The sequence below is a fragment of the Mesorhizobium denitrificans genome, from assembly GCF_003403035.1.
Lineage (GTDB): Bacteria > Pseudomonadota > Alphaproteobacteria > Rhizobiales > Rhizobiaceae > Mesorhizobium_G > Mesorhizobium_G denitrificans.
In genome coordinates, this window is record NZ_QURN01000011.1 from 39,288 (window position 1) to 66,251 (window position 26,964).

A 26,964-nucleotide genomic window follows, 5' to 3' on the forward strand; every position below is an offset into this window, starting at 1 on the left:
ATGTGCGGAATCGCCGGAGGCTTCTGGAGGACCGATACTCCGCTTATCGAGCGGCGGCTGACAGCTGCGCTCGATCTGATGCGCCACCGCGGGCCTGACGATAACGGCCACGAAACGACCCGGACCGATGCTGGCACCGTGGCAATCGGACAGAATCGACTTTCAATCATCGATCTGAGCGAACGTGGCCATCAGCCCATGCTGAGCGAGGATGGGTCGCTGGTCATCGTCTTTAATGGCGAGGTCTATAATTACCGCGAGTTGCGCGAAGAACTGCGCGCACTTGGTCACCGCTTCAGATCCGATTCCGATACGGAAGTGCTGCTCACTGCCTGGGCACAATGGGGCAAATCATGTCTCACCCGCATTGAGGGCATGTTTGCTTTTGCTGTGCATGACCGCCGCGCGCAGACACTGACCTGCGTGCGTGACGCGTTCGGCATCAAGCCGTTTTTCTATTCGATTGAGGGCGACAGCTTTGTTTTCGCGTCGGAACTTCCGGCGCTGGTCGAATTGCGCGGGACGGTTCCTCTTCCTGACCTTCAGCGCGCCTATGACTATCTGGTCAATGGCGAATATGATGGCAGGCCGCAATCGTTCATTGCAGGCGCACGGCATTTGTTGCCGGGGATGTTGCTGGAAATCGATCTGCGCACGAACCGCATCGGGGAGCCGGAACTATGGTGGCGCGCACCTGTTCCGAAGGCAGTCGATCTATCGTTCAATGACGCTGTCGAGGCGGTGCGTGAGCGCTTTCTGCACAATATCAGGCTACATCTGCGCAGCGATGTGCCGCTGGGGGCCGCGCTTTCCGGCGGAGTGGATTCTTCGGCCGTGGTCTGCGCAATCCGGCATGTCGAACCCAAGGCTTCGCTGCATACCTTCAGCTATATTGCCGAAGGCAACGAACTCTCGGAAGAAAAATGGGTCGACCTGATCAACGAGGTGACGGGCGCCGTTCCGCATAAGGTCCGTGCGAGTGCGCAGGATCTGGCGCGTGATATTGATGCCGTGGTGACTGCGCAGGGTGAACCCTTTGGAAGCACCAGTATTTATGCGCAGTATCGTGTTTTTAAGCTGGCGAAAGAGAACGGAATTAAAGTTACGCTCGACGGCCAAGGCGCGGACGAGTTGCTTGCAGGCTATTCCGGTTATCCGGGTCAGCGCCTTCTCAGCCTGATGGAAAATGGCCAATACACATCCATGCATCGCTTCGTCAAAAACTGGGCTGACTGGCCGGGGCGCTCCTACAAGGAGGCCTGGATGCTGCTGGGGCGGGCGACCTTTCCCGATGCCGTCTATTTGAGAGCGCGCAAGGCGCTTGGCCGCGACGCGCAACCAGCTTGGCTGAAAACAGATGTTTTGCGCGATGCGGGCGTGGTGTTTCGCGAAAACCGGATCTCCCTCGACCCGGCCAACAAGGGGCGCAGGGTGATCGAACAACTTGCCCATGCGCTTCAGCAGCGTGGGCTTCCGCATCTGCTACGGCACGGCGACCGCAATGCGATGGCGTTTTCCATTGAAAGCCGCGTGCCGTTCCTGACCATTCCGATGGCCGAACTGCTGCTCTCCTTGCCGGAGAACTATCTGATCTCGGATACGGGGGAAACGAAGCATGTTTTCCGTGCCGCAATGCGCGGGATCGTGCCGGACGCAGTTCTGGACCGCCGCGACAAGATTGGCTTTGCCACCCCGGAAAAGAGCTGGTTTCTCAGTATTGCTCCACTCATCAGGACATGGCTGGAAGACGCAGACAATGTTCCGTTCATCGACCGCGCCGCGATGCTGGCGGCGTTCGACCGGGTGATTGGAGGGAAAGTGCCGTTCAACTGGCAGGTGTGGCGCTGGGTGAACTATGTGCGATGGTATAGCATGAGGATCGGTGGACGGGCAGGCCACGCCTGACCTGTCCCCATTACGGATTCAAGCCATGGAAAAGGAAAGGAAGGAAAACCGCTTCTATCTGCTGATCCTGTATTATTTGATGTTTGCGATCCTTGCGGAGCTTTACATCATCTACATAGCCCCGGTCTGGGGTTATATGGGCTTCGACCTCGACGTCGACCGCTCCAAGATCATTACTTCGATTTGTGTGCTAACGGCGTTTGTCATCATCACCCCCGCCAAGGTTGGGGTTCGCTCGTTCTTTCTCAATCTCGCCATAACGCTTCAGCTCATCCCGTCACTGATCCTTTATTCGTTGGGCGGCAAGCCGCAGCACAATGCTGAAATCATCTGGACGGCGCTTCTTATCGTTTATGCAGTGAGCGCAATTCCGGTGTCGGCGCCGAGCGTGTCCAATCTGAACCCCAAACGGGTTATGCTTGCGCTGGCCTTTGCGACAGGAGCGTTGCTGTTCTCCTATCTCGCCTTTAGCGGGCTCTCGAATTTCAATCTCGACCTGCGACTCGTCTATGATTTCCGCGATAATGCCGCGGCTTCATTGCCGGGCATATTCGGCTATTTGACGCCGATCTTTTCCAAGATCGTCGTTCCTTTCGGCGTGGTTGTTTCTCTTTATTATAAAAAGCCAATATTCGCGGTCGTTTTTCTGGCTTTCGCAGTTATTATGTTTGGTTTCACTGGTCACAAGGGAATAGTGCTTTATATAATAATGTCGATCGGGATATTTTTTGCTCTGAAATTCTACAATGGGTATTTGATGGCCTTGATCGGCGTCATGTTTCTATTGGTTCTGTCATATTTCGACGCGATATATTATCTCGAATCCGATGGGTATGATAATTGGGGATGGTTTGTCAGCATCATTGCTCGACGCGGATTAATGGTTCCGACGCTGCTGGACTATTTTCACATCGCGTTCTTTCAGAACAACGATAAGTACCTGTGGTCCACATCGCGACTTACGTTAGGATTGGTGGTGAACCCTTACGGGGTGCCACTACCCAATCTGATTGGCAGTGAATATCTGAACAGCGACCTTACCGCCGCGAACACCGGCTATATCGGCTCAGGTTTCGCGCAGGCAGGGTTTTGGGGCGTTGTGTTCTATTCGGCGGGTGTGGGGCTGGTTCTGGCTTATCTCAACGCATTTGGGCGTAAGCTGGGGTTGCCATTCGTAGCGTCGATAGTTACGGCTCAGGTCGCGACGATGTTCTCTTCAACGGATTTCATCACTCTTTTTCTGACCCACGGAATGCTCGTGTCGATTGTACTGCTGGCGATGATTAGTGCGCCGGAGGAAAAAAGCAGGAAGACGTGACCATTCAAACCAAACGTATCAAGACGGCTCATCTTACCTCTGCGCACCCGCGTAGAGATGCGCGCATTTTCTTGAAGGAATGCAGCAGCCTTGCGCGCGCCGGGTATGACGCGCATCTCGTGGTCGCCGACGGGCTGGGCAACTCCGCCGAGAATGGCGTGACCTTCACCGATGTCGGCAAGGCATCGGGCAGGCTGTCCAGAATGGTCGGTGCGGCATATAGGGTGTTTGCTGCCGGGCTAAAGCTCGATGCGGATGTCTATCATCTGCATGATCCTGAGCTTTTGCCCTACGCAGTGATGCTCAAGCTGAAAGGCAAGACCGTCATCTTCGACGCGCATGAGGATTTGCCGCGACAAATTCTTTCCAAGCATTATCTGCCGGTTGCGGTCCGCAAAACGACGTCGGTGCTGGCGGAAGCCGGGCAGAAATCGATCTGCAGGCGGCTGGACTTTGTTGTCGCTGCTACCCCCGTCATTGCCCAATCGTTTCGAGCGATGGGTGTTGCCTCCGAGGCGATCAACAATTTTCCGCTGCCCGGCGAACTTGAAATGAGTGCAGCCACCCGCAGCCGCAAAAAGAATCAGGTCTGCTATATCGGTGGCATAACGACGGTTCGCGGGATTCGTCAGATCATTTCGGCGCTTGGCCTGGTGAAGTCGGGCGTGCGCCTGACGCTTGCAGGCAATTTTGCTGAGCGAGAACTGGAAAAGGAACTGATGCAGACCAAGGAATGGAAGCATGTCGATGCGACGGGTTTCGTTTCCCGCGACAAGGTTCGCTCAATTCTGGAAGAATCGATCGCGGGCCTTGTGACATTGCTGCCGACCCGCGCCTATCTCGATTCGCTGCCCGTCAAAATGTTTGAGTACATGGCGGCGGGACTGCCGGTGATTGCCTCGGATTTTCCGCTGTGGCGAGAGATTGTCGATGATGCCGATTGCGGTGTGCTGGTCGATCCGGAAGACCCGCAGGCAATTGCAGATGCTATCGACACGATTGTAAACGACCCTGAAATGGCACGGCGCATGGGCGAGAACGGTGCCCGCGCGGTGCGCGAAAAATACAATTGGGGTATCGAGGAAAAGAAGTTGCTGGCGGTCTATTCGAAACTGGTGGGACCGCCGCAAAAAGACGCCGGTCCCGTCGTCTGAGATTGTTGATCACCAAGGAGCATTCATGGCGTCCATAGCGCATATCGGATACGGCTACTGGGGCAAGAACATAGCCCGCAACTTTGCCGAACTGGGCTTGCTGGCGGCGATTGTCGATCCAAATCCGGCATCGGCGGAAGCGGGTGCGAAGGCGCACGGCGTTCGTGCAGCGTCGTTTGACGAGGTATTGGCCGATCCTGCTATCGACGGCGTTTCCATTGCCGCGCCCGCCGAACTGCATTTCAAGCTTGCCTCAGCCGCGTTGCAGGCGGGAAAGCATGTGTTTGTCGAGAAGCCGCTCACGATTGATATCGGTGAGGCAGAGGCGCTTTGCGCGATTGCGGACAAGGCGGGTCTGACGCTGATGGTCGGCCATCTGCTGCAGTATCATCCAGTCTATGTGAAGCTGCGCGAGATGGTGGCGGCGGGCGAACTGGGCAAGCTGCAATATGTCTATTCCAACCGCCAGTCGCTCGGAAAATTTCGGCGTGAGGAGAATGTGCTGTGGTCCTTTGCGCCGCACGACATCTCCATGATTCTGGGTCTGACGGGCGAAGAACCACACCATGTTTCCGCACAAGGCTGCGTGGCCTATACGCCCGGCGTGGCCGATATGGTGACGATGCAGATGCATTTTCCGAGCGGCGTGGCCGGTCATGTGCAGACCTGCTGGATGCATCCGTTCAAGGAGCAGAAGCTTGTGGTGATCGGTGAAAAGGCGTCGGCCGTGTTTGAAGACAGCCTTGGCGAGTGGGAACAGAAGCTGCTGCTTTATCCGCACAAGATCGACACGAGCGGTGCGGTGCCGGTGCCTACCAAGGCTGACGCGGTGCCCATTGCGGTGGCGAAATCGGAACCGCTGAAGGCTGAATGCCAGCACTTCGCCGATTGCATCGATGGCCGGACAACGGCGCGCTCTGACGGTGCGGAAGGAACGCGTGTGCTGCGCGTGCTGGACCGCGCCGAAAAGGCGCTGACCGAGAACCTCAAACTACAGACCGCATAGGAGACGGCGATGAGCAGCAAGTTTTTCGTCCACGAGAGCGCCTATGTGGATGACAATGTCGAAATAGGCGACGGCACGAAGGTCTGGCACTTTGCGCATTTGCTGCCCGGCACGCGGGTCGGCAAGAATTGCTCGATTGGCCAGAACGTGATGATCGGCCCGGATGTTTCCGTGGGCGACAATTGCAAGATCCAGAACAACGTCGCGCTCTACAAAGGTGTCGAACTGGAGGATGGCGTTTTTTGCGGGCCGTCTTGCGTCTTCACAAATGTGCTGAATCCGCGCTCGGAAGTGGAGCGCAAGAACGAATACAGGCTGACAAAAGTGCGGCGCGGCGCGACGATCGGCGCGAATGCAACGATCGTGTGCGGGCACGAACTGGGTGCCTATTGCACCATCGGCGCGGGCGCGGTTGTTACGAAGAATGTGCCGGAATTTGCGCTGATGGTAGGGGTGCCGGCGCGGCGAATCGGCTGGGTGTCGCGCGCTGGCGAGATTTTGGACGAAACGCTGGTTTGCCCGCGTACCGGCGAACAATATGAAGAAGTGGGCGGAAAGCTGCGCCTGAAGGTTGGGACCGCCTAGCCGCAGGCCTGCTGGCCGGTGTCGAGAAGCGCTTTCTCCACACCCTTCATGCGAATTATCAGCCTGCGACGACTTCGATGATGCGGTCCTGCGTCTCGCGGTCGAGATAGGGATGCATAGGCAGGCTCACGACGCGCTGCGAAAGATCTTCGCTGACCGATAGGCCCTTGGGATCACGCGGGAACTCCTTGTATGCCTTCTGCTGGTGCAGAGGCATCGGGTAATAAATCACCGTGGGAATGCCTGCGGCCTTGGCCTTTTCCATCAACGCATCACGCTCGGCCTTGTTTGCCGTCTTGAGCGTGTATTGTGCCCAAACGCTGGTTTGTCCCTGCGGGATATAGGGCGTTTCGTAGCGATTCGAGAGACCGGCATCGTAGCGCTCTGCGACCTTCTGGCGGGCTTCAAGCTCATCGGCATAAACGGCCAGCTTTTCGATCAGGATCGCAGCCTGCAACGTGTCGAGACGGCTGTTCAGGCCGACGCGGTCGTTGAAGTATTTGTGATGGCCCTTGCCGTGCACGCGATAGGAATCGAGCAGGGCAGCAAGCTCATCATCATTCGTAAATGTTGCGCCGCCATCGCCATAGCAGCCCAACGGCTTGGCCGGGAAAAATGATGTGGTTGCAATGTCGCCGATAGAGCCGGTGATTCGGCCATGATAGCTCGCGCCGAAACCCTGCGCGCTGTCACCAACCAGCTTCAGGTTGTTTTCGCGGCAAATAGCTTCGATGGCGTCATAATCTGCGGCCAGCCCGAATAGATCGACAGGAATCACAGCAGCGGGACGCAGGCCATCATCCTTGGCCTGCGCAATTGCGCGCTTCAGGCTTGCCGGGTCCATGTTGAAAGTGTCCGGCAGAACATCGACGAAAACCGGCGTGGCACCGACCAACGGCGCGATTTCCGCCGTAGCCGCGAAGGTGAAAGACGGAACGAAAACCGCATCGCCAACACCGATGCCAAGCGCCATCAGAGCAAGCTGAAGCGCATCGGTGCCGTTCGCGCAGGAAAGACAGTGCTTTACGCCGCAGAACTCGGCCAGCTGCTTTTCGAAACGGGCAACATCCGGCCCCATGACATACTGCCCCTCATCCAGCACCCGTGCGATTGCGCGGTCGAGCTGTGGGCGAAGTCGAGCCTGCTGGGCGGCCAGGTCAATAAATTGCATTGAATTACCTTCTTGCAGCTTTGTGTTTTGCGCGGTGTTTATACGCGGATGGAACCACGCGCAAATCACGTGGTTTTCTGGCTCGTAACCGAGCGTTATGGATTTGCCGACTGCTTATGTGGCCTTCGCGGATAAAATTGCTCGGTAAATTAGCACTTTGTATTTTTGCGACATGGATTTCGCACGCGCGACTTGCGAAACAGAATTCAACACCGCTTGCCACCTTACTCCGCACAACCGTCTCGGCAGGCAGTGTAGGAGCCTACAGGCCGCCACCTGTAGGCTCCGTTTTTTTTGCAAGATCGATAAAGCAATTTTTTGATTCGCCCGGCGCATAGATATTGGCGCGTTCAATTTGGGTTAAAAAAGTCTTAACAACGATTGACTTGGATCAAAACATGAATAACAGAAGATCCTTGATTAGGTATCTTTTGGGTTAAACACAGGTCAAATATGCGGGTCTGGGCTTTGAGGACTGGCGTGTTGGATGTGGCGTTTGGCTATTCGTTTTATTCGCATATTCATTTGAAAATACTGGCGAAACTGGTTGCGCGATTAGAGCTTTGTCGCAGTTTGCGTTGACAAGCTCGCGCTGAATGGTGGCTCGACAGTGAACCATTCAAAGCGCACCCCAAAAAACAAGCGACCGATAGTTTATTGACATTTTAAATTCCGCTAATATAAATAACTTTATTAGGTTGGGTTTTGGGTTCGGGCTGGTTTTCGAGAATGGCTAATTCTGGGGGAAATCCTTCTGGTTTCGCGTGACTGGAAACGGTCTTGTTCAAAGCCGAAGTTTTAAAATCCTGGTTTGCTTGCTGCAACTTCTTCCATGGCCGCTATTTGCCATGGAACGCCTTGCTGCGAGCGGGCAATAGGTCTCGAAAATGGGGGTACGTTGAGTCTAGTGCTGAAGCAAACAGCGTCTGAACTGCAATTCTCCTTAAATTGAATCTCGGGGACTGGGGCCTGATGGCAGCAGCAAGGGACTCTGAGCGGGAAGAGATGGAAGAAGTTCGCGACGAAATATTTGTCGGAGCCGATTGTGCGAAATGCGATTTCGCTTCCGATGCACTATGTTCTATTTTCGCTGTCAGCGGCTCGGCAATGGAAGACCGTGGCCGACAAATGACAAATGGAAGCGCTTCAAGCGATGCCCAATCCTACAAGGTTGGTGGGCTTATTTTCTCCGTGATTCCAAGCGGCAGCAAAATTTCTGATGATGCGCGTGGTCGCGGAGCTGCCGCGGTGCACGAATGGGTGCTTGTCTATCAAAAGGCGAGCCTCACAGACCGAGCCTGTGCTGAATGTGCGAAACCGGCCATCAGATTTCAATTTGCGTCCGATCTGAAGTCGGATTGGAATCTTGGCGGCGATATGATGATCGTGCATTTTCCGCGCACGACGTTCAAAGGGCTCGAGACTCACATCGAGGCCATTTGTGCAGGCACTGCAGAATTCGCAGCAAGCGAGCTTCTTTCGGCCTACCTGGAAACCCTTTGGAACTGCCTGGCGAAAATGTCCGACAGCGAGCAGTCAATCGTTGAGGCGGTAACGAACAAACTTGTTCGAGCGTGCATCATACGGGTTGAAGACTCGATTGCATCGGCCAGCGCTGCGAGCCGTAACAGGCTCGAATGCGCCAAGCAGTATATTGATGAGCGCATAACGCAGCCGAGCCTCACAGTGGAGAGTATCCAGAGCTGGCTCGGAATTTCGCGCCGGCAGCTCTATTCGCTGTTCGAATCATATGGTGGCGTTGCGCGATATATAATGAGCCAGCGCCTGAAGCGATGCCATGTCGCGATAAACGATCCGACGGACCAGCGCCCCATAGGACGCATCGCGGAGCATTACGGCATCGATCCAACTCGCGTTACGAATCTGTTTCGGCAGGAATTTGGTTATGGGCCAGATCAGGTACGCTCTGGTGTCCAATATGGTCAACCGAGCGGTATTGTCGCCGGACAGGACGCTGAACCCGTGGTGCGTGCTGCATAATGCGTGCCGAGGTTAGCGAGTCGACAACCAAATGTTTTTTCGCAAACCAGAACTATAGATATGTCGACGGGTTCGTGCGGGAAGATCGCCTCGAAACGTGCTCTGCCCCGATAGACGACCAGTTCGAGATCTGGCGCGACAGTATCGAAAATATCGCAGAAATTTCGTTGCCGGACCTGGCAAGGTCAAATCAGGGATTTCGCGTAGACGCGCGTGGCTATGATCTCGGAAAGATGGCTGTTCTCAATCTTAGAACCGATGCCTTTGAGTTTCGGCGCGACGCTGATCTTATAAGGCGCAGCGGGTTGGATCATTGGGTGCTGACCTATCGCAGTTTGGGCCACACCTTTAGCCGATGCGGTGAACGCAATTTGAGCGTCGAACCGAAATCGCTATGGCTCGATTCGCTGGCGTATCCATCGGAAGGGCGCATCGGCGAAGGAAGCGTGATTTCGCTGTTCATTGAGCGTGATCATTTGCTGCCGATAGCTGATCAGCTGGACCGGCTGAACCATACCGTTCTTCATGGAATTACGGAACAAATCGCTATTCAATTTCTCATCTCTATGGTGAGATTGCTGCCCTCTACGCCGATAGGCGACATCCCGATTTTTGTCGAAACGGCATTCATCGTGATGAAGGGGCTGGCAGATCAGGCTGGATCGGTGAATCACAATCCGTCGCGTCCGCTGATGGCGGTGCGGCTGGAGATGGTGAAGCGATACATTCAGGAAAACCTGACATCGGATCGGCTGGAGCCGGACGACATTTGCCTGGCGATGAAACTGTCTCGCCGGCAACTCTATTACCTTTTCGAGCAGATCGGCGGAGTTAGCGCCTATGTTCGATCGCACCGACTGGTCGCGGTGCATGCGGCAATTTCTGATCCGACGGAAACGCGGCCAATTCACGTTTTGGCGGCTTCGTTCGGATTTCAGGATCCTGCGTTGTTCAGCCGACAGTTTAAATCGCAGTTTGGCTACAGCCCAAAGGATGCGCGCGAAGGAAAATACTTCGAATATTTGCCTCTGGCGCAGGCTCCGCGATCAATACAGGAATGGCTCGGCCAAGTCCGAGACACCCAAGAAATATAATCAAAAAAGGACCAAATCGGTATGGTTAAATATGCCTTGACTTATTGTCATATACATTATTAATATCTAATATTAGTTTTAAAAGGGATGCATTCTCGTGCTTGCAAGAGATTCCCAGTTCGACAGCCCCGCCCCGGTTTCGCTTATATCGGAAGCTCGGCCTAGTAACTTCGTTGAAGACCTGGCCTTCGCGGTCAATGTTCAGTTTGTTCGTGTGCCTGGCAGGCATGAACGCTTGGCCGTGATACCGGAGCGTGAGTATGAGTTGATGCTCTCGGTGCTGCGTCACAAGCAATCTTCCAACTGGCGGGAACCGTCGGTTGAGCAGATACCGGAAGAAGCGGTCAGCGCCATTCGCCGTGGCGAGTCACCGGTCCGTGCGCTGCGCAAAGCGCGGGGGCTGAAGGCCGCTGAATTGGCGCGTTTGGTAGGGCTTACCCCAAGCATGTTGTCTCAGATGGAGACGACCGGCAGAAGTGGATCGGTAACCACATTGTATCGTCTTTCGCTGGCTTTGAGTGTGCCTATGGAGGCGCTTCTCTCGGGTCCAGAAATCGAAAAAGTAGCGTAAAATCAATGTCTAAGGGTATTTGAGGAAGTCGGTTGCGCAACGCCCCAAGGGGTGCGCAAAACGCATTGCTCAAATTTTATGTGATGTCGAAGATGTTCTGTAAAGAGTTGATGTTAGAGATTGCTTATATGTGAAGTCGTGGCGGCGATCTCACAAGTTTGTCAACTTGGAGTTCTGCCGACTATGGTTTCATCGGGGCATCATTTCCCACAGCGGCTTCATCCCAAACTGCGCCAACTTGAGCATCAGTTTCGGGACTTGCTGATCCGACCATTCGACCCAGACACGCTGGCGCGGTTGATGAAAATGGAAGTCGAAACCGCGTTTCCGGGCTTGAATGAGCGTGACCAGGAACAGATCGTCGATATTGTTCTTGAACACATGCAGTTCGATAAATCGCGCGCCGCAAAAGCTGCGGCTGCGCATTCGTCAAACATAATCCAGTTCCCTGTCATCGGAAGGGCGGTGAATCAATAGACGCTTCAGGATCGGTGGCGTCTAAGCGGCGGCTGACTTGTTGCCCTCGAACACTGCCGGTGGAAGGGGCGGAACCCCTAGAATGAGGTCCGCGCCCTTTTCGCCAACCATAATGGTCGGGGCGTTGGTGTTGCTCGACGGCACACGCGGCATGACGGAAGCATCGCACACGCGCAGGTTTTGAATGCCACGCAGCCTGAGGTCGGGCGTTACGACGGCCATCGGGTCGTGGCCCATCTTGCAGGTGCCAACCGGGTGGTGGTCGGTCTTGGACGAGCGGCAGGCATAGTCAAACAGTTCGTCGTCGGTTTGAAGTTTGTCGCCGGGCAGAACCTCGCGCATGACATAACGGGCGAGCGATTTCTGCTTCATGATTTCGCGCGCGATGCGCAGGCCCTTGAGTGACATTTCACGGTCGTAGGGGTCGGCCCAGTAGTTGGGATCAATCAGCGGTATGGCGGCGGGATCGGCGCTTTGCAGGCGCACCGTGCCGCGCGAACGGGGGCGCAGGAATGCCGAGTTCAGCGTGACGCCGGGATTATTGAGCTTTTCGACGCCCGCCTCGATGCCTGAACCAAGGCCGAGATGAAACTGAATGTCCGGTTGGTCGGCGGTGGGGTCTGCGTACCAGAAACCGCCGGTTTCAAAGAGGCTGGACGCTGCCGGACCCTTTTTGAGCAGGATATATTGCAGGCCCGCCCAGACGGTGCGGTGCAGCTTGGCGTAGCTGTCGTAAGTGTAATCGCCGCTGCATTCGGAAATGACGAACAGGTCGAGATGGTCCTGCATGTTGGAGCCCACGCCGGGCAGATCGTGGACCGGCGTTACGCCCACGGATTTCAGGTGGTCGGCGGGACCGATACCGGATTGCATGAGCAGCTTGGGCGAGCCGATGGCGCCGCAGGATACGATCACCTCACGCTCGGCGCGCAGCATCGCGGGCTGTCCGCCGGGACGATCTACGACCTCTACGCCGACGGCTTTGCCGCTCTCGACAATGATGCGCGTGACGAGCACATCTGAGCGGATGGTAAGGTTCGTCCGATCGCGGATGGGATTGAGGTAGGCGACGGCGGCGGATGAGCGGCGCGCGTTCTTCTGGGTGAGCTGATAGTAGCCGAGCCCTTCCTGCCGTGCGCCGTTGAAATCGGGATTGAAGGGAATGCCCATTTCCTGCCCGGCCTGAAAATAGGCCTCGCAGATAGGCAGCGGCGAAATCGGGTTGGAGACGCCAAGCGGCCCACCATAGGAGTGGTAATCGTTGGCGTAACGCTCATTGTCTTCGGCGCGTTTGAAGTAGGGAAGGACCTCGCGATAGGACCAGCCTTCGCAGCCTTCTTCCCTGGCCCAGCGATCATAGTCCTTCGCGTTGCCGCGCGTGTAAATCTGCGCGTTGATGGAGGAACCGCCGCCAATGACCTTGGCTTGGGTGTACCAGAAGACGCGGTCCTTCATGTGCTTTTGCGGGACAGTGGACCAGCCCCACGAGGCGATGCCCTTGGTCATCTTCGCGAAGCCTGCGGGCATGTGGATCAGCGGGTGCCAGTCCTTGCCGCCTGCTTCGAGAAGGAGAACTGAGTTGGCCGGGTCTTCCGATAACCGGTTGGCCAGTACGCAGCCAGCAGGGCCGGCGCCGATGATGATGAAGTCAGTCATGATCGTTCCATAGTCACAAGCGCGGCACGGAAAGCGCGCCGTCGAGGTTGAGCACGGAGCCGGTTGCGAAACCTAGCTTGCCGGTGGCGAGCGCAGCCACCGCCGCGCCGATATCCACGGCCTCGCCCCAGCGGCTGGCTGGCACAAAGCCTTCTGCAATGAGCCTGTCGTATTTGGCGGCGGCGCCTGCCGTCATGTCGGTGCGGATGATGCCGGGGCGGACCTCGAACACACCGACATTTTCAGGCGCGAGGCGGATCGCGAGATTCTTGACCCACATGGAAAGCGCGGCCTTGGAAATGCAGTAATCGCTGCGTTCCGGCGACGCCATCTCGGCGCTGACAGAGGTGATCGTGATGATACTGCGCGCGTGATCTGCCGGTTGCGCGAGCATCTGGCGCGCAACCGCGAGCGTAAGAAACACAGTGCCGCGCAGGTTGATGTTCATCACCTTGTCGAAGTTTTCCGGGAGCAGGCCCAGCAGGTCACCACGCACGGGCGCGCCGATGCCTGCATTGTTGACGAGACAGGCGATCGGGCCGAGGCGGTCAGCGCAGGTAGCAGCAAGAGCCTCGTGTCCGTCGAGATCGGAAATGTCGGCCTGACGGTAGAGCATCGAAGCTCCGGCTTCTTCCATGCGATGCGTGAGTTCCGCAGAGGGGTGGTCGGCGAGGTCGGCGACAAACAGGTCGAAGCCATGTTGTGCGAGGACTTCGGCGCAGGCGAGGCCGATGCCGCGTGACGCGCCTGTGACGAATGCGACCGGGCGGCTCATGCGGCAAGCTCCGTCTTGCGTATGTAGTCGGCGACGCGCAACGCCTGTGCAGCGACAGTCAGCGACGGGTTAACCGCCGCCGATGTGGGCAGCAAACCGGCATCAACGATGAACAGGTTGCGATGATCGTAGCTGCGGCACCATGGATCCGAGACGTATTGCGCGGGGTCGGTGCCGATGCGCGTCGTGCCGCACTGATGCGACGGCAGGCGACCGTCAACGAGCTGGCTGAGCAGAATGGGGTAGCCTGCGGCGCGCATACGCTCCTTCACGCGCGCCACCAGCATTTCATGCGCCTTCATGTTGGAGAAGCGCCATTCGAGGATGACCTGCTGACCGTCGAGCCGCACGCGGCTTTCCTTGCGCGGCAAGTCTTCCGATACGAGATACCAATCTACGGAGCGGCGACTCAGCATGTTCAGCGCGAATTCCGGCACGGCGCGGAGCCGACTTTTCAGGACCGGTGCAGTGACGCGGCCAAGCAATTGCACCTGGCCGAGCGGCCCAGAACCGTTGCCGTCGTCAAAATAGAAATCGTTGAAATGCAGGGTCTTCTGATAGACGGAATCATTGACTGTGCGGGGGTCCACCGCGAGCATGAAGGTCGCGTTGTGGTTCATGAAATTGCGACCAACCTGATCGGAACTGTTGGCGAGGCCGTTCGGATTGCGCCCGTTGGCCGAGCTTAGCAGCAGCGTGGCGGAGCGGATCGCGCCCGCCGACAGGATAACCAGCTTGGGCGACAGGCGCTTTTCCTCGCCCTCGTGGCGATAGACGATAGCGCTGATGCGATTTTCCGCGTCCGTTTCCAGTCGCAGAACCTCCGCGCCGGTCATTAGCTGAATATCGGGGTCCGTCAGGGCGGCGTCCAGTCCGCAACTTTCGGCGTCCATCTTGCCCGTCAGCGTGTCGGGATAGGCATCGAACGGGGTGCGCGCCCGCGCCAACCAGCGGTCGATGTCGACGCCGAGCGGCAGGCTGGCGGGGTGTAGCCCTACGGACTTCAGCCGCGCTCGCACCGCAGCGATGGCAGGTTCGTCAGGCACCGGCGCGTGAGGGTAGGCGGTGGAGTGGAACGGCTCGGTCGGGTCTTCGGCTGTCGTGCCGCGCACCTGATAGAGCTGTTCGGCGCGCGAATACCACGGCTCCAGTTCTTCATAGGCAAACGGCCATGCGGGGGAAACGCCGCCGCCCGGAAATTCCAATTCGGAAAAGTCCTCGCGACGGTAGCGGAACAGCACCGCGCCATAGAACTTCGTGTTGCCGCCGACGACGTGATAGTTGCCGGGATTGAAGCTGTTGCCATCGGCATCGAGCCACATTTCCTTTGGTCGGAAATGGCCGTGCTGGAAGATGGCGCGCGCATCGCGCGTCTCCGGCGTATCGGGCAGGCGCTCGCCTTTTTCAAGGATGAGCACCTTCGCGCCCGAGCCGACAAGACCACTGGCGATGGTCGCTCCGCCCATGCCGGAGCCAATGATGACGATATCCGGCTGCATGGCTCAGGAGATACGATTCTGGCTTTCAGGGTCGAAGAACACCGCTTTGGTGAGGTTGAAGGCCAGCGGTGTCGTGGTGCCTGGCTTGACGTTTGCGTCGGCGCGCAGGCGGGCCACAACGTGCTTGCCACCAAGCGCGGTGACCGCGAACGTGTCCGAACCGGCGGGTTCCACCACTTCGATGTGACAATCGGCAGTTGCAAGCTGGCTGGCGTTGCGATCTGCCCCGTCCGGGTCGGTGAGCGCTTCCGGGCGGATGCCGAAAATGACTTTCTTGCCGTTATAGGCGGATAGGCCAGCGGGCCCACCGGAGAGTGGCAGGAGGATGGGCTGGCGTTCGCCTCGGTCGAGCTTGACCGCGAGCTTGTTGCCTTCGGTAACGATTGTTGCAGGCACGAGGTTCATGGCTGGCGAGCCCATGAAATCAGCCACGAACATATTGACCGGATCATTGTAGATTTCGGCGGGCGTGCCGAATTGCTGCAGCAAACCATCCTTGAGCACGGCGATCTTGGTCGCCAGCGTCATAGCCTCGATCTGATCGTGCGTGACATAGACGATGGTCGTTTTCATGCGCTGATGCAGACGCTTGATCTCCGTGCGCATATCGATGCGCAGCTTGGCGTCGAGATTCGACAGCGGTTCATCAAACAGGAACACTTGCGGGTCGCGAACAAGCGCGCGGCCCATCGCGACGCGCTGGCGCTGGCCGCCGGAAAGCTGGCTCGGCTTGCGGTCCAGCAGATGGCCGATTTGCAGAAGGTTGGCGACATCGGCGATGGCCTTGTCGCGCTCGGCTTTCGGCACGCCGCGAATCTCCATGCCGAAGGCGATGTTCTGACCAACGGTCATGTTTGGATAGAGCGCGTAGGACTGGAACACCATCGCAATGTCGCGCTTCGATGGATGCAGGTCGTTGACCTGATTTCCGTTGATGCGGATTTCGCCGCTGGTGATGGGTTCCAGGCCGGCAATGGTGTTGAGCAAAGTGGACTTGCCGCAACCGGACGGGCCGACGAGAACGAGGAAGCCACCTTCCTCGATTTCGAGATTTATGCCTTTCAGGATGTGCGTTGCGCCGAAAGACTTGTGCAGTTCGTTGATTTGCAAAAAGGACATGGCCGATTATCCCTTGACCGCGCCGGCCATAAGGCCGCGAACGAAATAGCGCCCGGAGACGATGTAAACGATGAGGGTGGGGAGCGCCGCGAGGATCGCGCCCGCAAAGTGCACGTTGTATTCCTTCACGCCCGTCGATGAGTTGACGAGGTTGTTCAGCGCGACCGTGATGGGAATGGAGTCCACGCTGGAGAAGGACGAGCCGAAGAGGAAGTCGTTCCAGATATTGGTGAACTGCCAGATGACCGTGACGACGATGATCGGCCCCGAAGAGGGCAGCAGGATGCGCCGGAAAATCTGGAAGAAGGACGCACCGTCGATCTGGGCTGCGCGGATGAGTTCCGTCGGGAAGGCTTCATAATAGTTGCGGAAGAAAAGCGTCGTGAAGCCGAGGCCGTAGACCATATGGATCAGAATCAGGCCGGGAATGGAACCAGCCAATCCGAGTATGCCGAGGATGCGTGCGGACGGGATCAGCACGATCTGGAATGGAATGAAGCAGGCAAGCAGCATGAGGCCGAAAACGAGGTTGTCGCCCTTGAAGCGCCATTTCGTCAGCACGTAGCCGTTCAGCGCGCCGAGAATGGTGGACAGCGCGACAGCTGGCGCGACCATCATGATCGAGTTCAGGAAGTATGGTTTCAGGCCGGTGGGCGACACGCCGATCTGCGCGGTGGACCATGCCGAGCGCCACGGCTCGAAGGTCCATTGCTGCGGCAGCGACAGCATGTTGCCCTGACGGATTTCGTCCAGCGGCTTCAGCGAGTTCACCAGCATCACGTAGAGCGGCAGCAGGTAATAGATCGCGAACAGTATCAGCGCGCTGTAGATTATCGCGCGGGCAAAGATGCCGGTGCGCGCCGCGTTATCTTGAGACGGGACGCTCATTGCTTTTTGCCTCCGCCGAGTTCGGAGTAGAGGTAGGGCACGATGATCGAGAAGATCATGATCATCATGATGATGGCTGACGATGCGCCCATGCCCATCTCGTTTCGTCCGAAGGTGAATTTCTGCATGAAGAGCGCCGGGGTCCATGTGGCCGTGCCGGGACCGCCGTCAGTCATGGCGACGACAAGGTCGTAAGACTTGATTGCAAGGTGCGCGAGCACGACGAAAGCAGACAGGAAAACCGGACGCATGAGCGGGATGATGATGCGGCGATAGATGGTGATCGTCGAGGCGCCGTCGATCTGCGCGGCCTTGATGACTTCGTTGTCTACACCGCGCAGGCCCGCGAGGAACATGGCCATGACAAAGCCGGATGATTGCCAGATCGCGGCGATGACGATTGTGTAGATCGCCATTTTGCCGTCCTTGATCCAGCGGAATGAGAAGCTTTCCCAGCCCCACAGATGCATGACGTGTTCAAGGCCGATGCCGGGGTCGAGGAACCATTTCCACGCAACGCCGGTGACGATGAAGGACAGCGCCATCGGGTAAAGATAGATCGGGCGCAGCACACCTTCGCCGCGGATTTTCTGGTCGAGCAGAATGGCAAGGCCGAGGCCCAGAACACTGCATATGACGATGTAGAGGAAGGAGAAAATGGCGAGGTTTTTGAGCGACGTGATCCAGTTCGGGTGGTTGAACAAGCGCACGTAATTGTTGAAGCCGACCCAGGCGGAGAAGTCAGGCAGCAGCTTCGAGCCGGTGAAAGACAGCACCGCTGTGAACAGGATGAACCCGTAAACGAACAGCAGGATAAGCGCGAAGCTCGGCGCAAGCACCAGCTTGGGCAGCCAGTCCTGCAAAGTTGCGCGCGGATTTTTCGCCGCCGTCTGCGCAGTAGTCGTCATTGCCATGTTCGGTTCTCCTGTGGAGTGGAGAGTGCTTGATGAGGCGGTTTAGCGGGAGCGGTTGTGCTGCCCCTCACCTGCCTGCCGGCATCCTCTCCCCGCAAACGGGGAGAGGAGCGAAGCGGCTGCGCTGCAAACACTTTTCAGTGCCGCATTCGTTGCCCGTGTGCCTCAACGTTTCTGTCCCCCTCTCCCCTTTTACGGGGAGAGGGCAAGGGTGAGGGGCAGCGCCAAATGGGCGCGAACCGCTTCCTTAGCCCTTCGCAGCAGCGACGGCTTCAGCCAGAGCCGCAGCGGCGGCCTTGGAGTCCATCTCGCCGTTGAAGTGACGCGTGATGACGTCATACATCGCGTTCTTCACCGCAGCCGGGTTGGCGTGGCCGTGTGCCATCGAACCGAACAGCTTGCCGTTCTTGTCGGCTTCGGCGAGGTCAGCGATGGCCTTCTTGCCGCAATCGTCAAAAGCGGTGTTCGGAACGTCCGTACGAGCCGGGGCCGAACCCTTGACCACGTTGAATGCCGACTGGAAGTCCGGGCTCTCAATGTCCGAAGCCATCAGGTCCTGAGCCTTCTTCTCCGCATCGCCAACCTTGAACATCATGAACTGGTCGGAGTTGAACGTGACGGCGCCCTGTGTGCCGGGGAAGCGGATGCAGACGAAATCAACGCCCGGCTTCTGGCCGGCCTTGAGGAATTCGCCCTTTGCCCAGTCACCCATGAACTGCATGCCTGCCTTGCCTTCGATGACCATTGCCGAAGCGAGGTTCCAGTCACGACCGGAGAAGTCGGCGTCCACATATTCGCGCAGCTTGGCCATATGATCGAACACTTCGACCATCTTGTCGCTGTTGAGCGCTGCCGGATCGAGATCGATCATCGACTGCTTGTAGAAGTCGGTGCCTTCAGCGAGGACGACCGCGTCGAAGATCGTCGCGTCCTGCCAAGCCTGACCACCGTGGCCGATTGGCGAAATGCCGTTGGCCTTCATCTTGTCGAGAACGGCGATCAGCTCGTCCCACGTTTCAGGAGCCTTGCCGCCAGCAGCGTCGAGCGCCTTCTTGTTGATCCAGATCCAGTTGGTGGAGTGGACGTTCACCGGAGCGGCAATCCACTTGCCGTCATATTTGGAGAACTGCTGGAGGGCAGCCGGGATGACCTTGTCCCAACCTTCCTTGGTGGCGATGTCCGTCAGATCGCCGACAACGCCCTGCTTGGCCCAGTCAGTGATGTCGAAGCCGAGCGCCTGAACGGCGGTTGGCGGATCGCCTGCGGTGACGCGGGCGCGCAGCGCGGTCATGGCAGCTTCGCCGCCGCCGCCTGCAACCGGCATGTCCTTCCAGGTGACGCCCTGGCTTTCGAGCTTCTTCTTGAGAACGTCGAGAGCGGCAGCTTCGCCGCCAGACGTCCACCAGTGCAGCACTTCGACTTCGTCGGCGAATGACGGCGCGGCATAGCCGGCAGTCAGAGCACCTGAAAGCATTGTTCCGATCAGCAGTTTACGCAACATGAGTACCTCCCTGAGTTGCGATTGCGCCCGGCTTAGCCGGGACGGTTCCCCACACTGGCCGCCCACCACGATGTGCGCGGACCTTTGTGAAATTGAATAGTCTTTTCCTCGGTGTAATCCTCCACCGCACGCTTGCCGAGCTCGCGCCCGATGCCGGATTGCTTGTAGCCACCGAACGGCAATTCAGGATAACCGTCCATGAAGGTGTTCACCCAGACGGTTCCTGTCCTGACCCCGCGCGCTACGGTCATGCATGTGTCAATGCTGGCGCTCCACACCCCGGCAGACAAACCATAGGGCGTATTGTTGGCGATGTGCAACGCCTCTTCAATCGTTTTAAAGGTGAGCACGGAAAGTACAGGGCCGAATACCTCTTCTGAAGCAATTGCCATGTCCGGTTTCACGCCGGAAACGATGGTTGGGGCAAGATAATCGCCTGCGTTGGATGTGGCGGGCTTGCCGCCTTCGGCCAAGATTGCGCCTTGCTGCTCTGCGATTTCCAGATAGCCGAGAATCTTGCCGAGATGGTCGTGCGAGATTATTGCGCCGACCTTGGTGCGCTCGTCCAGCGGATCGCCGACCGGCACGGTTGCCGCGAGTGATTTGACGGCGGCGAGGAAATCGCTGGCGATGGCTTCGTGGACGATCAGGCGGCTGCCCGCATTGCAGCATTCGCCTGCGTTGAAGAAGCCGCCGAATACGGCTGCATCGGCGGCGGCTTCGAGATCGGCATCTGGGAAAACGATCTGGCCGTTCTTGCCGCCGAGTTCCATCGAGACTTTTTTCAGGGACTGGGCCGCGGTAGCCATGGTGAGCTTGCCGACGCGCGTGGAGCCGGTGAAGGACACCATCTCGACGAGCGGATGGTTGACCATCGGCGCGCCGACATCACTGCCATAACCGACCACGATGTTTGCGACGCCTGCAGGTAGACCGGCTTCCATCAGGATTTCGCCAAGGACGAGGGTGGAGGCCGAGGTCATCTCGCTGGGCTTGACGACAGCGGTGCAGCCTGCGGCGAGCGCGAAAGGCAGCTTCTGGCTGACGATGAGAAACGGGAAGTTCCACGGCGTAATGATGGAAACGACGCCGACTGGCTCACGCAAGACAACGCCGAGCATGGCGTCTCCGAGATTGCTGTAGGACTCGCCGTGCAGGGTGCGGGCAAGCGAGGCGGCGTAGCGCCAGATGTCGGCGGCGCCTGCGATTTCACCCCGCGCCTGCGCGATAGGCTTGCCGGATTCCAGCGCGTCGAGGCGGGCGATTTCCTCAAGGCGGCTTTCGATGAGATCAGCGGCGCGGAGCAGGATGGCGGCGCGTTCGCCAGCCTTCAAGCGCGGCCACGGACCAGTCTCGAATGCTTTATGCGCTGCCAGGATCGCGCTTTCGACATCGACGCCGGAGGCGAGTGCATAGCGCGATACGGCAAAGCCGTGGCCCGGCGAGACGCGCTCGACGGTGCGCCCGTCAGCAGCGTCAACGAATTTTCCGTCGATCAGAAGCTTGTAGGCGCGGGGGCCTGATTTGGCTTCTGCCGGAAGCTGGATGGAGAGGGGAGCGTTCATCAATGATATTCCTATTCGCGCTCAAAAGCGGCAGCGCGCTTTTCCTTGAAGGCAGAGATGCCCGCCTGAAGATCACCCGTCATGGCGATGAAGCCGCTGGCGAGCGCTTCTGCAGCGTGGGAGACTTCCTCGCCCTCGGCTATGCCGATCATCATCTTGGCGGCTTCGGTTGCCAGCGGGCCGCGCGCTGCAATGCGCAACGCCCAAGCCCTGGCTTCTTCCAATGCGGATCCGGTTCGGAAAACCTTGTCCACGAGGCCGTGCAAGAGGGCTTCGTCGGCAAGGAAAATTTCGCCGCCAAGCGCCATGCGCCGAACGATCTGCGCGCCGAAACGACGGACAGTGCGCTGCGTACCGGACCAGCCGGGAACGACGCCGATGGAGGTTTCGGGCAGGCCAATTTTTACGTGCGATTCGGCGACGCGGAAATCCGCGCAGGCCGCAAGCTCAAGCCCTCCGCCAAGGGCATGGCCTGAAAGCACAGCGATGACAGGTTGCCGGAGGCGCGCGAGACGGTCGAATACGCGATGGCCGTGGCGCACCCATTTGATCTGGAAATCAGCGGCGGACAGCCTGGACCATGCCTCAACGTCGCCACCTGCACAAAAGCCTTTGCCCTCGCCGCGCAGAAGTACGACGCGCGCGTCGGACTGTTCGGCGGCGTCGAGCGCGGCGTTGAGGGCGTCGAGCATCGCAATGTCGAGCGCGTTGAATTTTTCAGGACGGCGCAAGGTGATGGTGCCGATTGGCCCATTCTGCTCGAAGGTTACAAGATCAGCCATTGGCGGCTCCCGTAAGGTCGAGGCCGATATGTGCTTCGCCAAACAGTGCCTGCGGCGTGGTGCGCAAATCCTTGGCGATCAGCAGCGGGATTTCCGACTGAGCCAGCACGTCGCGTTCGAGGTTCACGCCGGGCGCGATTTCCGTGACCATGAGGCCATCTGGCGTCAGCTTCATGACGCAACGCTCGGTGACATAGGTGATGTCCTGCCCCTGCGCGACGGCACGCTTGCCAGAGAAAGAGATGTGCTCGACCTCCTCCACGATCTTCTTGACCTTGCCCTCCTGATCGATGCGCAGGCCGCCATCTGAGATGGACAGCTTTGCGCCTGCATTGAAGAAGCCGGAGAACACGACCTTCTTGGCGCGGGAGGTGATGTCAACAAAGCCGCCTGCGCCTGCCGTGACATGTGGGCGAGCGGAGAGGCGCGAGACGTTGACACAGCCGTGGCGGTCGATTTGCAGGAAGGAGAGCAGCGAGGCATCGAAGCCGCCTGCCTGAAAATAGATGAATTGATGCGGCGAAGGCATGATGGCCTCGGCATTGGATGCGCAGCCGAACTTGAAGTCCAGCAGCGGAACGCCGCCTACAGCGCCCTGCTCGATGACCCATGTGACCTTGCCGTGCTGGCCTTCTTCCAGAAGGATGCGCGGCACGTTTGCCGAAATGCCGAAGCCAATGTTGACCGCCCAGCCGTCGCGCAATTCCATCGCGACGCGACGGGCAATGACCTTCTGGATGTTGAGTTCCGGAGTGCGGAAGGTCGAGAGCGGGCGGAAAATCTCGCCGGAAATCGCGGGGTCGTATGGCGTCTGCGTGGTCTGCAACTGGTCGGGATCGACAACGATGTGATCGACCAGAACGCCGGGCACGCGCACATCATGCGGCTTGAGCGTGCCGTTTTCGACGACGCGCTTGACCTGAGCGATGACGACACCGCCATTGTTGCGCGCAGCAAGCGCCTGTTCCAGTGCGCCGAGATAAGCGCCTTCGTGCTCGTAAGTAAGGTTGCCGCGCTCATCCGCAGTGGTGGCGCGGATGATCGAGACATGCGGCGCAATGGCCGGGAAGTAGAGCCATTCCTCGCCGTCGAACTGCTCTATGCGCACGACCGGATCGCTCGCAGCGTCGTTCATGGCGCAACCTTGATGGCGCGGGTCGACAAAGGTATCGAGGCCGACCTTGGTCAACACGCCGGGACGCTTGGCGGCGGCTTCGCGGTGCATATCGAACAAAATGCCGGAGGGGATGTTGTAGGCGGCAACCTCATTGCTTCCGATCATCTGCCAGATGAGCGGCGGCTCGGCGGAAGAAGGGCCGGACGGATATGAGCCGCACAGCGTCTTTTTCAGGAGGCCCGGCTTGGCGAGATGATCGATGCCCTTGATGCCCGACATGTCGCCCGCCGCGATGGGGTGCAGTGTGGTGATGTCGCGCGGATGGCCTTCGGCCTCAAAGCGCTTACCGATGGCGGCCAGCATCGCATCCGGGCAGCCAAGGCCGCTGGATGACGAAACGGAGACAATCGCGCCATCCGCTATGAGCTTTGCAGCTTTTTCGAAAGTGGTCTGCTTGCTCACAATCAAAGCCCCGGATTGATGGCGACGGCTTTGCCGGATTTCGCCGATTGAAGCGCGGCTTCTGCCGATGCGAGCGACCAGACGCCATCCTCGCCGGTGGCGGCGGGTTGGCCTTGGCCACGGATGGCGGCGTGGAAGGCGCGCAGCGAGCGCACATAAAGACCCTCGCGGTCGAAGTTCAGTTCTTCGTCACCCTTTTCGGTGCGCAGTGTGACCGTGCCGATTGGGTTCTGGGTCATGACGTCTTTGGCGAAGAGCGAACCTTCCGTACCGTGAACCTCAAAGCCGGTGCCCGCGAATTTCGTCGTGAAGCCCTCATGCGATTGCGCGATGACGCCGGATTTGAACCGCCACAGACACATTGCGCCATCTTCCAGACCGCCGGAGGCCATGCCCGACGACTGCGTGATCGCGGTGATTTCGGTGGGGTCGTCGCCAAGTACGAAGCGCAGCGTGTCGGCATCATGCACGGTGATGTCCAGCACAACGCCGCCGCCTGCTTCGGGCTTCGTTATGCGCCAGCCTTGGAGATGCGCAGGGAGATAAACAGAGTGGAACACGCGCGCGGCGACCGGCTTGCCAATGCGGCCAGCGGCAATGGCCTCACGCATGGCGCGGTGCGCGCCGGCATTGCGCAAATGGTGATTGGTGCCGAGCACGACGCCAGCTTCCTTGCAGGCGGTGAGAATCTTGCGGGCGTCAGCGCTGGTGAGCGCCAGCGGCTTTTCGCACATGACGTGCTTGCCAGCCCTGGCAGCCGCGACGGCCTGCTCCAGATGCAACTCATTGGTGGTGGAGATGTAGACGGCGTCCACGCCGCTGCTCAGCAAAGCGTCGAGCGAATCCACGCCCTTGGTGATGTGGTTTTCCTTCGCATAGGACGCGGCACGGTCAGCGCTGGAGCTCATGACGGATACGACTTCACCATCCGCCTGCGCGCGGATCGCGTCGATCATATATTGCTTCGCGATAGTGCTCGCGCCGATGAGACCCCAGCGAATCGTCATTTAACATCTCCCATCGCGCGGTTGGGACCGCAGCTATCGCGAACGATCAGCGTGACCGAGCCGATCTGGTCTTCCGCACGCGTTGTGCGGGTTTGCATCATCTTGAGAACCGTGTGCGCCGCGCGCTCGCCAAGGCTGGCGGTATCGACCGATATGCTGGTGAGCGCGGGAATGTAATGCTGCGCCTCAACCACATCGTCGAAACCGACGACCGCGAAATCGCGCGCTGGCTCAAGGCCGCGCTTGCGCAGCGCAATCATGACGCCAAAGGCGACAGCATCATTGAAGCACAGCGCGGCGGTGGGGTGGTCTGGGCGCTCCACAGCGGCATTGAGGCAGGCCATGCCGCCCATGCGGTTCGTCTCGCCCTCGATAATCGTGATGTCGCCTTCGGGTATGCCGAGGCGCAGACAGGTGTCGCGGAAACCTTGCAAGCGCTCCTGATAGACGGAGAGGTCTGCGTGACCGCCGAGAAAAGCAAGGCGGCGATGGCCCTTGCCGATGAGGTGTTCGGCAGCAAGCGCGCCACCGCGCACATTGTCGGGCGCGACGACAGGCAGACGGCTTTCCGGCAGGCGGCGCATGATGGTGATGACCGGCACGCCGGCCTGCTCGATGCGGCGCAGCGCTTCCGGCTGCGTGTTGCGCGTTGGCGCGATGATGAGGCCGGCCGCACCCTGTTCGAGCATTGACTTCAACACCTGATCCTGACGGATCGGGTTTTCCGCGGTGTTGGCGATGAAGGGAACAACGCCCGCCGACTGGAATGCGCGCTCCATGCCGACAGCAAGCTCTGCGTAGAACGGATTGGTGAGGTCGTGGATGACCATGCCGATGACGTTCGACTGCGCCTTGCGCAGATTCGCCGCGCCGCGATTGTAAACGTAGCCAGTGTCGGCAATTGCCTTGCGCACTTTCGCGGCTGTGTCAGGGCGGATGAGACCGCTGCCCTGAAGCACCAGCGAGACGGTGGATTTCGAAACACCGGCCTCGCGGGCGATGTCCAAAATCGTTGCCTTGTCGCGCAAAGTCACGACGGTCAATTCCTCCCAAATCGTTGGAACGTTCTAAATTCGCGTTAGAGTTGAGTCAAGCGGGGTCCGAAAAATAAAGATATTGACGGGTTTTTGACGGGAAATAGGCGCTTAGTTGCTACTTGAACAATTGGAACGTTCCTATTATAGACGCCGGAGGCTACGGAGGAAAGCCATGCAAATCAACCTGCCATTGCAGAACGGAAGCGTTGAAGCCTACCGGCTGGCGGGTACGCCTGTTGCGGGCTTGCCGGGCGCTGAGTTCAATCGGGTGGCCTATGCGGCGGCGCATGTTGTGGCCGATCCGTTTGGCACGAACGATCCCTGGTCGGTTGCTGCGGTCGACTGGGATCGCACCATGGCGTTCCGTCATCACTTGTGGCGGCTGGGATTTAGAATCGCGGAGGCGATGGACACGTCACAGCGCGGAATGGGCTTCGACTGGGGCAGCGCGAAGGAATTGATCCGCCGCTCGATTGCCGAAGCGCGCACGGTGCCGGGCGCAGATTTGGCGTCGGGGGCTGGTACGGATCAACTTGCGCCGGGCGATGCTCGCTCGCTGGACGACGTGATCCGAGCCTATGAGGAGCAGTTTGAGTTTATCGAGGGGCAAGGCGGCAAGACGATCATGATGGCAAGCCGTGCGCTTGCCGCCGTGGCGCGCGGGCCGGACGATTACGCCTCGGTGTATGATCGGATTTTGTCCCAGGCGTCGAACAAGGTGGTTCTGCACTGGCTCGGCGACATGTTCGATCCTGCGCTGAAAGGTTATTGGGGCAGCGGCTATTTCGGACCGGCGCTGGATACAGTGGTGGCCATCATCGAGCGGCATAAGGACAAGGTCGAAGGCATCAAGATTTCGCTTCTCGAGACGGAGAAGGAAGTGGCGTTGCGCGACCGTCTGCCGGACGGCGTGATGATGTTTACTGGCGACGATTTCAACTATGCGGAATTGATTGCCGGGGATGGTCAGCGGCACTCGCACGCGCTGCTTGGAATATTTGACGCGATTGCACCCGTCGCCAATGCCGCACTGGCGAAACTCGCACAGGGTGATGAAGCCGGGTTCCACGCGCTGCTCGGCCCGACCGTGCCGCTGTCGCGGAAGATATTCGAGGCGCCGACGCAGTATTACAAGGCGGGCGTGGTGTTTCTTGCATGGCTCAACGGCCATCAGGACCATTTCCAGATGGTGGGCGGTATGCAGTCCGCGCGGCCGATTGCGCATTATGCCGAGATTTTCAGGTTGGCCGATGTGGCAGGATTGCTGGCTGATCCTGACAAAGCCGTGCAGCGGATGAAAGCGCTGTGCGCCGCGGCGGGTGTGGCTTGAGAAGGTTCCGATTTCGCAGAAATGTTGATG

General features: G+C 58.6%; 23 protein-coding genes. 9 read left to right on the top strand and 14 right to left on the bottom strand.

Translation table 11 applies throughout. The features are described 5' to 3' along the window. From asnB to DY251_RS14570, 5 genes are read left to right on the top strand one after another with little or no spacing between them, the layout of a single operon-like run. Positions 1 to 1,905, top strand: coding sequence for an asparagine synthase (glutamine-hydrolyzing) (asnB, locus tag DY251_RS14550; protein ID WP_116624648.1), 1,905 nt, complete (start codon positions 1 to 3; stop codon positions 1,903 to 1,905). Between the two features lie 25 nt (positions 1,906 to 1,930). Beyond that, on the top strand, positions 1,931 to 3,223 hold the full coding sequence (locus tag DY251_RS14555) for a hypothetical protein (protein WP_116624649.1): 1,293 nt from the start codon (positions 1,931 to 1,933) through the stop codon (positions 3,221 to 3,223). Continuing rightward, the gene (locus DY251_RS14560) at positions 3,220 to 4,377 is read left to right on the top strand and encodes a glycosyltransferase family 4 protein (protein WP_245415973.1); all 1,158 of its coding nucleotides are present in this window, start codon (positions 3,220 to 3,222) and stop codon (positions 4,375 to 4,377) included. Before DY251_RS14555 ends, DY251_RS14560 begins: the two co-directional genes overlap by 4 nt. Positions 4,378 to 4,402: 25 nt before the next feature. Beyond that, the gene (locus tag DY251_RS14565) at positions 4,403 to 5,383 is read left to right on the top strand and encodes a Gfo/Idh/MocA family protein (protein ID WP_116624650.1); all 981 of its coding nucleotides are present in this window, start codon (positions 4,403 to 4,405) and stop codon (positions 5,381 to 5,383) included. Positions 5,384 to 5,392: 9 nt separating this feature from the next. Next, positions 5,393 to 5,968, top strand: a complete 576-nt coding sequence (locus DY251_RS14570) for an acyltransferase (protein ID WP_116624651.1) — start codon at positions 5,393 to 5,395, stop codon at positions 5,966 to 5,968. A 58-nt stretch (positions 5,969 to 6,026) separates the two neighbouring features. Here the strand turns inward: DY251_RS14570 and DY251_RS14575 are convergent, their stop codons facing one another. Beyond that, positions 6,027 to 7,139, bottom strand: a complete 1,113-nt coding sequence (locus DY251_RS14575) for a DegT/DnrJ/EryC1/StrS family aminotransferase (protein WP_116624746.1) — start codon at positions 7,137 to 7,139, stop codon at positions 6,027 to 6,029. A gap of 972 nt (positions 7,140 to 8,111) precedes the next feature. Between DY251_RS14575 and DY251_RS14580 the strand changes: the two genes are divergently transcribed. From DY251_RS14580 to DY251_RS14590, 3 genes are all read left to right on the top strand, one after another. Next, on the top strand, positions 8,112 to 9,140 hold the full coding sequence (locus DY251_RS14580) for a helix-turn-helix domain-containing protein (protein ID WP_116624652.1): 1,029 nt from the start codon (positions 8,112 to 8,114) through the stop codon (positions 9,138 to 9,140). 74 nt (positions 9,141 to 9,214) lie between these two features. Further along, positions 9,215 to 10,234 (top strand): helix-turn-helix domain-containing protein, encoded by a 1,020-nt coding sequence (locus DY251_RS14585; protein WP_158553261.1) that lies wholly within the window; start codon positions 9,215 to 9,217, stop codon positions 10,232 to 10,234. 241 nt (positions 10,235 to 10,475) lie between these two features. Then, the gene (locus DY251_RS14590; RefSeq protein WP_245415980.1) at positions 10,476 to 10,805 is read left to right on the top strand and encodes a helix-turn-helix domain-containing protein; all 330 of its coding nucleotides are present in this window, start codon (positions 10,476 to 10,478) and stop codon (positions 10,803 to 10,805) included. A gap of 189 nt (positions 10,806 to 10,994) precedes the next feature. Here the strand turns inward: DY251_RS14590 and DY251_RS21295 are convergent, their stop codons facing one another. The 13 genes from DY251_RS21295 to DY251_RS14655 form a co-directional block, all read right to left on the bottom strand. Next, positions 10,995 to 11,231 (bottom strand): hypothetical protein, encoded by a 237-nt coding sequence (locus DY251_RS21295; RefSeq protein WP_137113853.1) that lies wholly within the window; start codon positions 11,229 to 11,231, stop codon positions 10,995 to 10,997. 72 nt (positions 11,232 to 11,303) lie between these two features. Then, complete coding sequence (locus tag DY251_RS14600; RefSeq protein WP_116624656.1) at positions 11,304 to 12,938, bottom strand: GMC family oxidoreductase; 1,635 nt, start codon at positions 12,936 to 12,938, stop codon at positions 11,304 to 11,306. Between the two features lie 13 nt (positions 12,939 to 12,951). After that, complete coding sequence (locus DY251_RS14605; protein ID WP_116624657.1) at positions 12,952 to 13,713, bottom strand: 3-ketoacyl-ACP reductase; 762 nt, start codon at positions 13,711 to 13,713, stop codon at positions 12,952 to 12,954. Next, positions 13,710 to 15,212: a GMC oxidoreductase gene (locus tag DY251_RS14610; protein WP_116624658.1), complete on the bottom strand. Its 1,503-nt coding sequence runs from the start codon at positions 15,210 to 15,212 to the stop codon at positions 13,710 to 13,712. Before DY251_RS14610 ends, DY251_RS14605 begins: the two co-directional genes overlap by 4 nt. Before the next feature lie 3 nt (positions 15,213 to 15,215). Then, entirely contained in the window at positions 15,216 to 16,331 is a 1,116-nt protein-coding gene (locus DY251_RS14615) for an ABC transporter ATP-binding protein (RefSeq protein WP_116624659.1), read from the bottom strand. A 6-nt stretch (positions 16,332 to 16,337) separates the two neighbouring features. Then, the gene (locus DY251_RS14620; protein WP_116624660.1) at positions 16,338 to 17,219 is read right to left on the bottom strand and encodes a carbohydrate ABC transporter permease; all 882 of its coding nucleotides are present in this window, start codon (positions 17,217 to 17,219) and stop codon (positions 16,338 to 16,340) included. Beyond that, positions 17,216 to 18,133: a carbohydrate ABC transporter permease gene (locus DY251_RS14625; RefSeq protein WP_170971411.1), complete on the bottom strand. Its 918-nt coding sequence runs from the start codon at positions 18,131 to 18,133 to the stop codon at positions 17,216 to 17,218. Before DY251_RS14625 ends, DY251_RS14620 begins: the two co-directional genes overlap by 4 nt. Positions 18,134 to 18,380: 247 nt before the next feature. Then, the gene (locus DY251_RS14630; protein WP_170971416.1) at positions 18,381 to 19,631 is read right to left on the bottom strand and encodes an ABC transporter substrate-binding protein; all 1,251 of its coding nucleotides are present in this window, start codon (positions 19,629 to 19,631) and stop codon (positions 18,381 to 18,383) included. Positions 19,632 to 19,666: 35 nt separating this feature from the next. Next, positions 19,667 to 21,199 carry an aldehyde dehydrogenase family protein gene (locus DY251_RS14635; RefSeq protein WP_116624662.1) on the bottom strand — a complete coding sequence of 511 codons (1,533 nt, stop codon included), beginning with the start codon at positions 21,197 to 21,199 and terminating at the stop codon, positions 19,667 to 19,669. Positions 21,200 to 21,210: 11 nt separating this feature from the next. Then, entirely contained in the window at positions 21,211 to 21,981 is a 771-nt protein-coding gene (locus DY251_RS14640; protein WP_116624663.1) for an enoyl-CoA hydratase/isomerase family protein, read from the bottom strand. Then, complete coding sequence (locus DY251_RS14645) at positions 21,974 to 23,560, bottom strand: acyl CoA:acetate/3-ketoacid CoA transferase (protein ID WP_116624748.1); 1,587 nt, start codon at positions 23,558 to 23,560, stop codon at positions 21,974 to 21,976. The genes DY251_RS14640 and DY251_RS14645 overlap by 8 nt, the downstream gene beginning before the upstream one ends. 2 nt (positions 23,561 to 23,562) lie before the next feature. Beyond that, positions 23,563 to 24,567, bottom strand: coding sequence for a Gfo/Idh/MocA family protein (locus tag DY251_RS14650; protein ID WP_116624664.1), 1,005 nt, complete (start codon positions 24,565 to 24,567; stop codon positions 23,563 to 23,565). Continuing rightward, positions 24,564 to 25,601: a LacI family DNA-binding transcriptional regulator gene (locus tag DY251_RS14655; protein WP_116624749.1), complete on the bottom strand. Its 1,038-nt coding sequence runs from the start codon at positions 25,599 to 25,601 to the stop codon at positions 24,564 to 24,566. Before DY251_RS14655 ends, DY251_RS14650 begins: the two co-directional genes overlap by 4 nt. A 175-nt stretch (positions 25,602 to 25,776) precedes the next feature. Here DY251_RS14655 and DY251_RS14660 point away from each other — a divergent pair, with 175 nt between their 5' ends. Continuing rightward, a complete protein-coding gene (locus DY251_RS14660) occupies positions 25,777 to 26,934 on the top strand; it encodes a dihydrodipicolinate synthase family protein (protein WP_116624665.1) in 1,158 nt (385 codons plus the stop codon). The last annotated feature ends 30 nt before the right edge of the window (positions 26,935 to 26,964 follow it).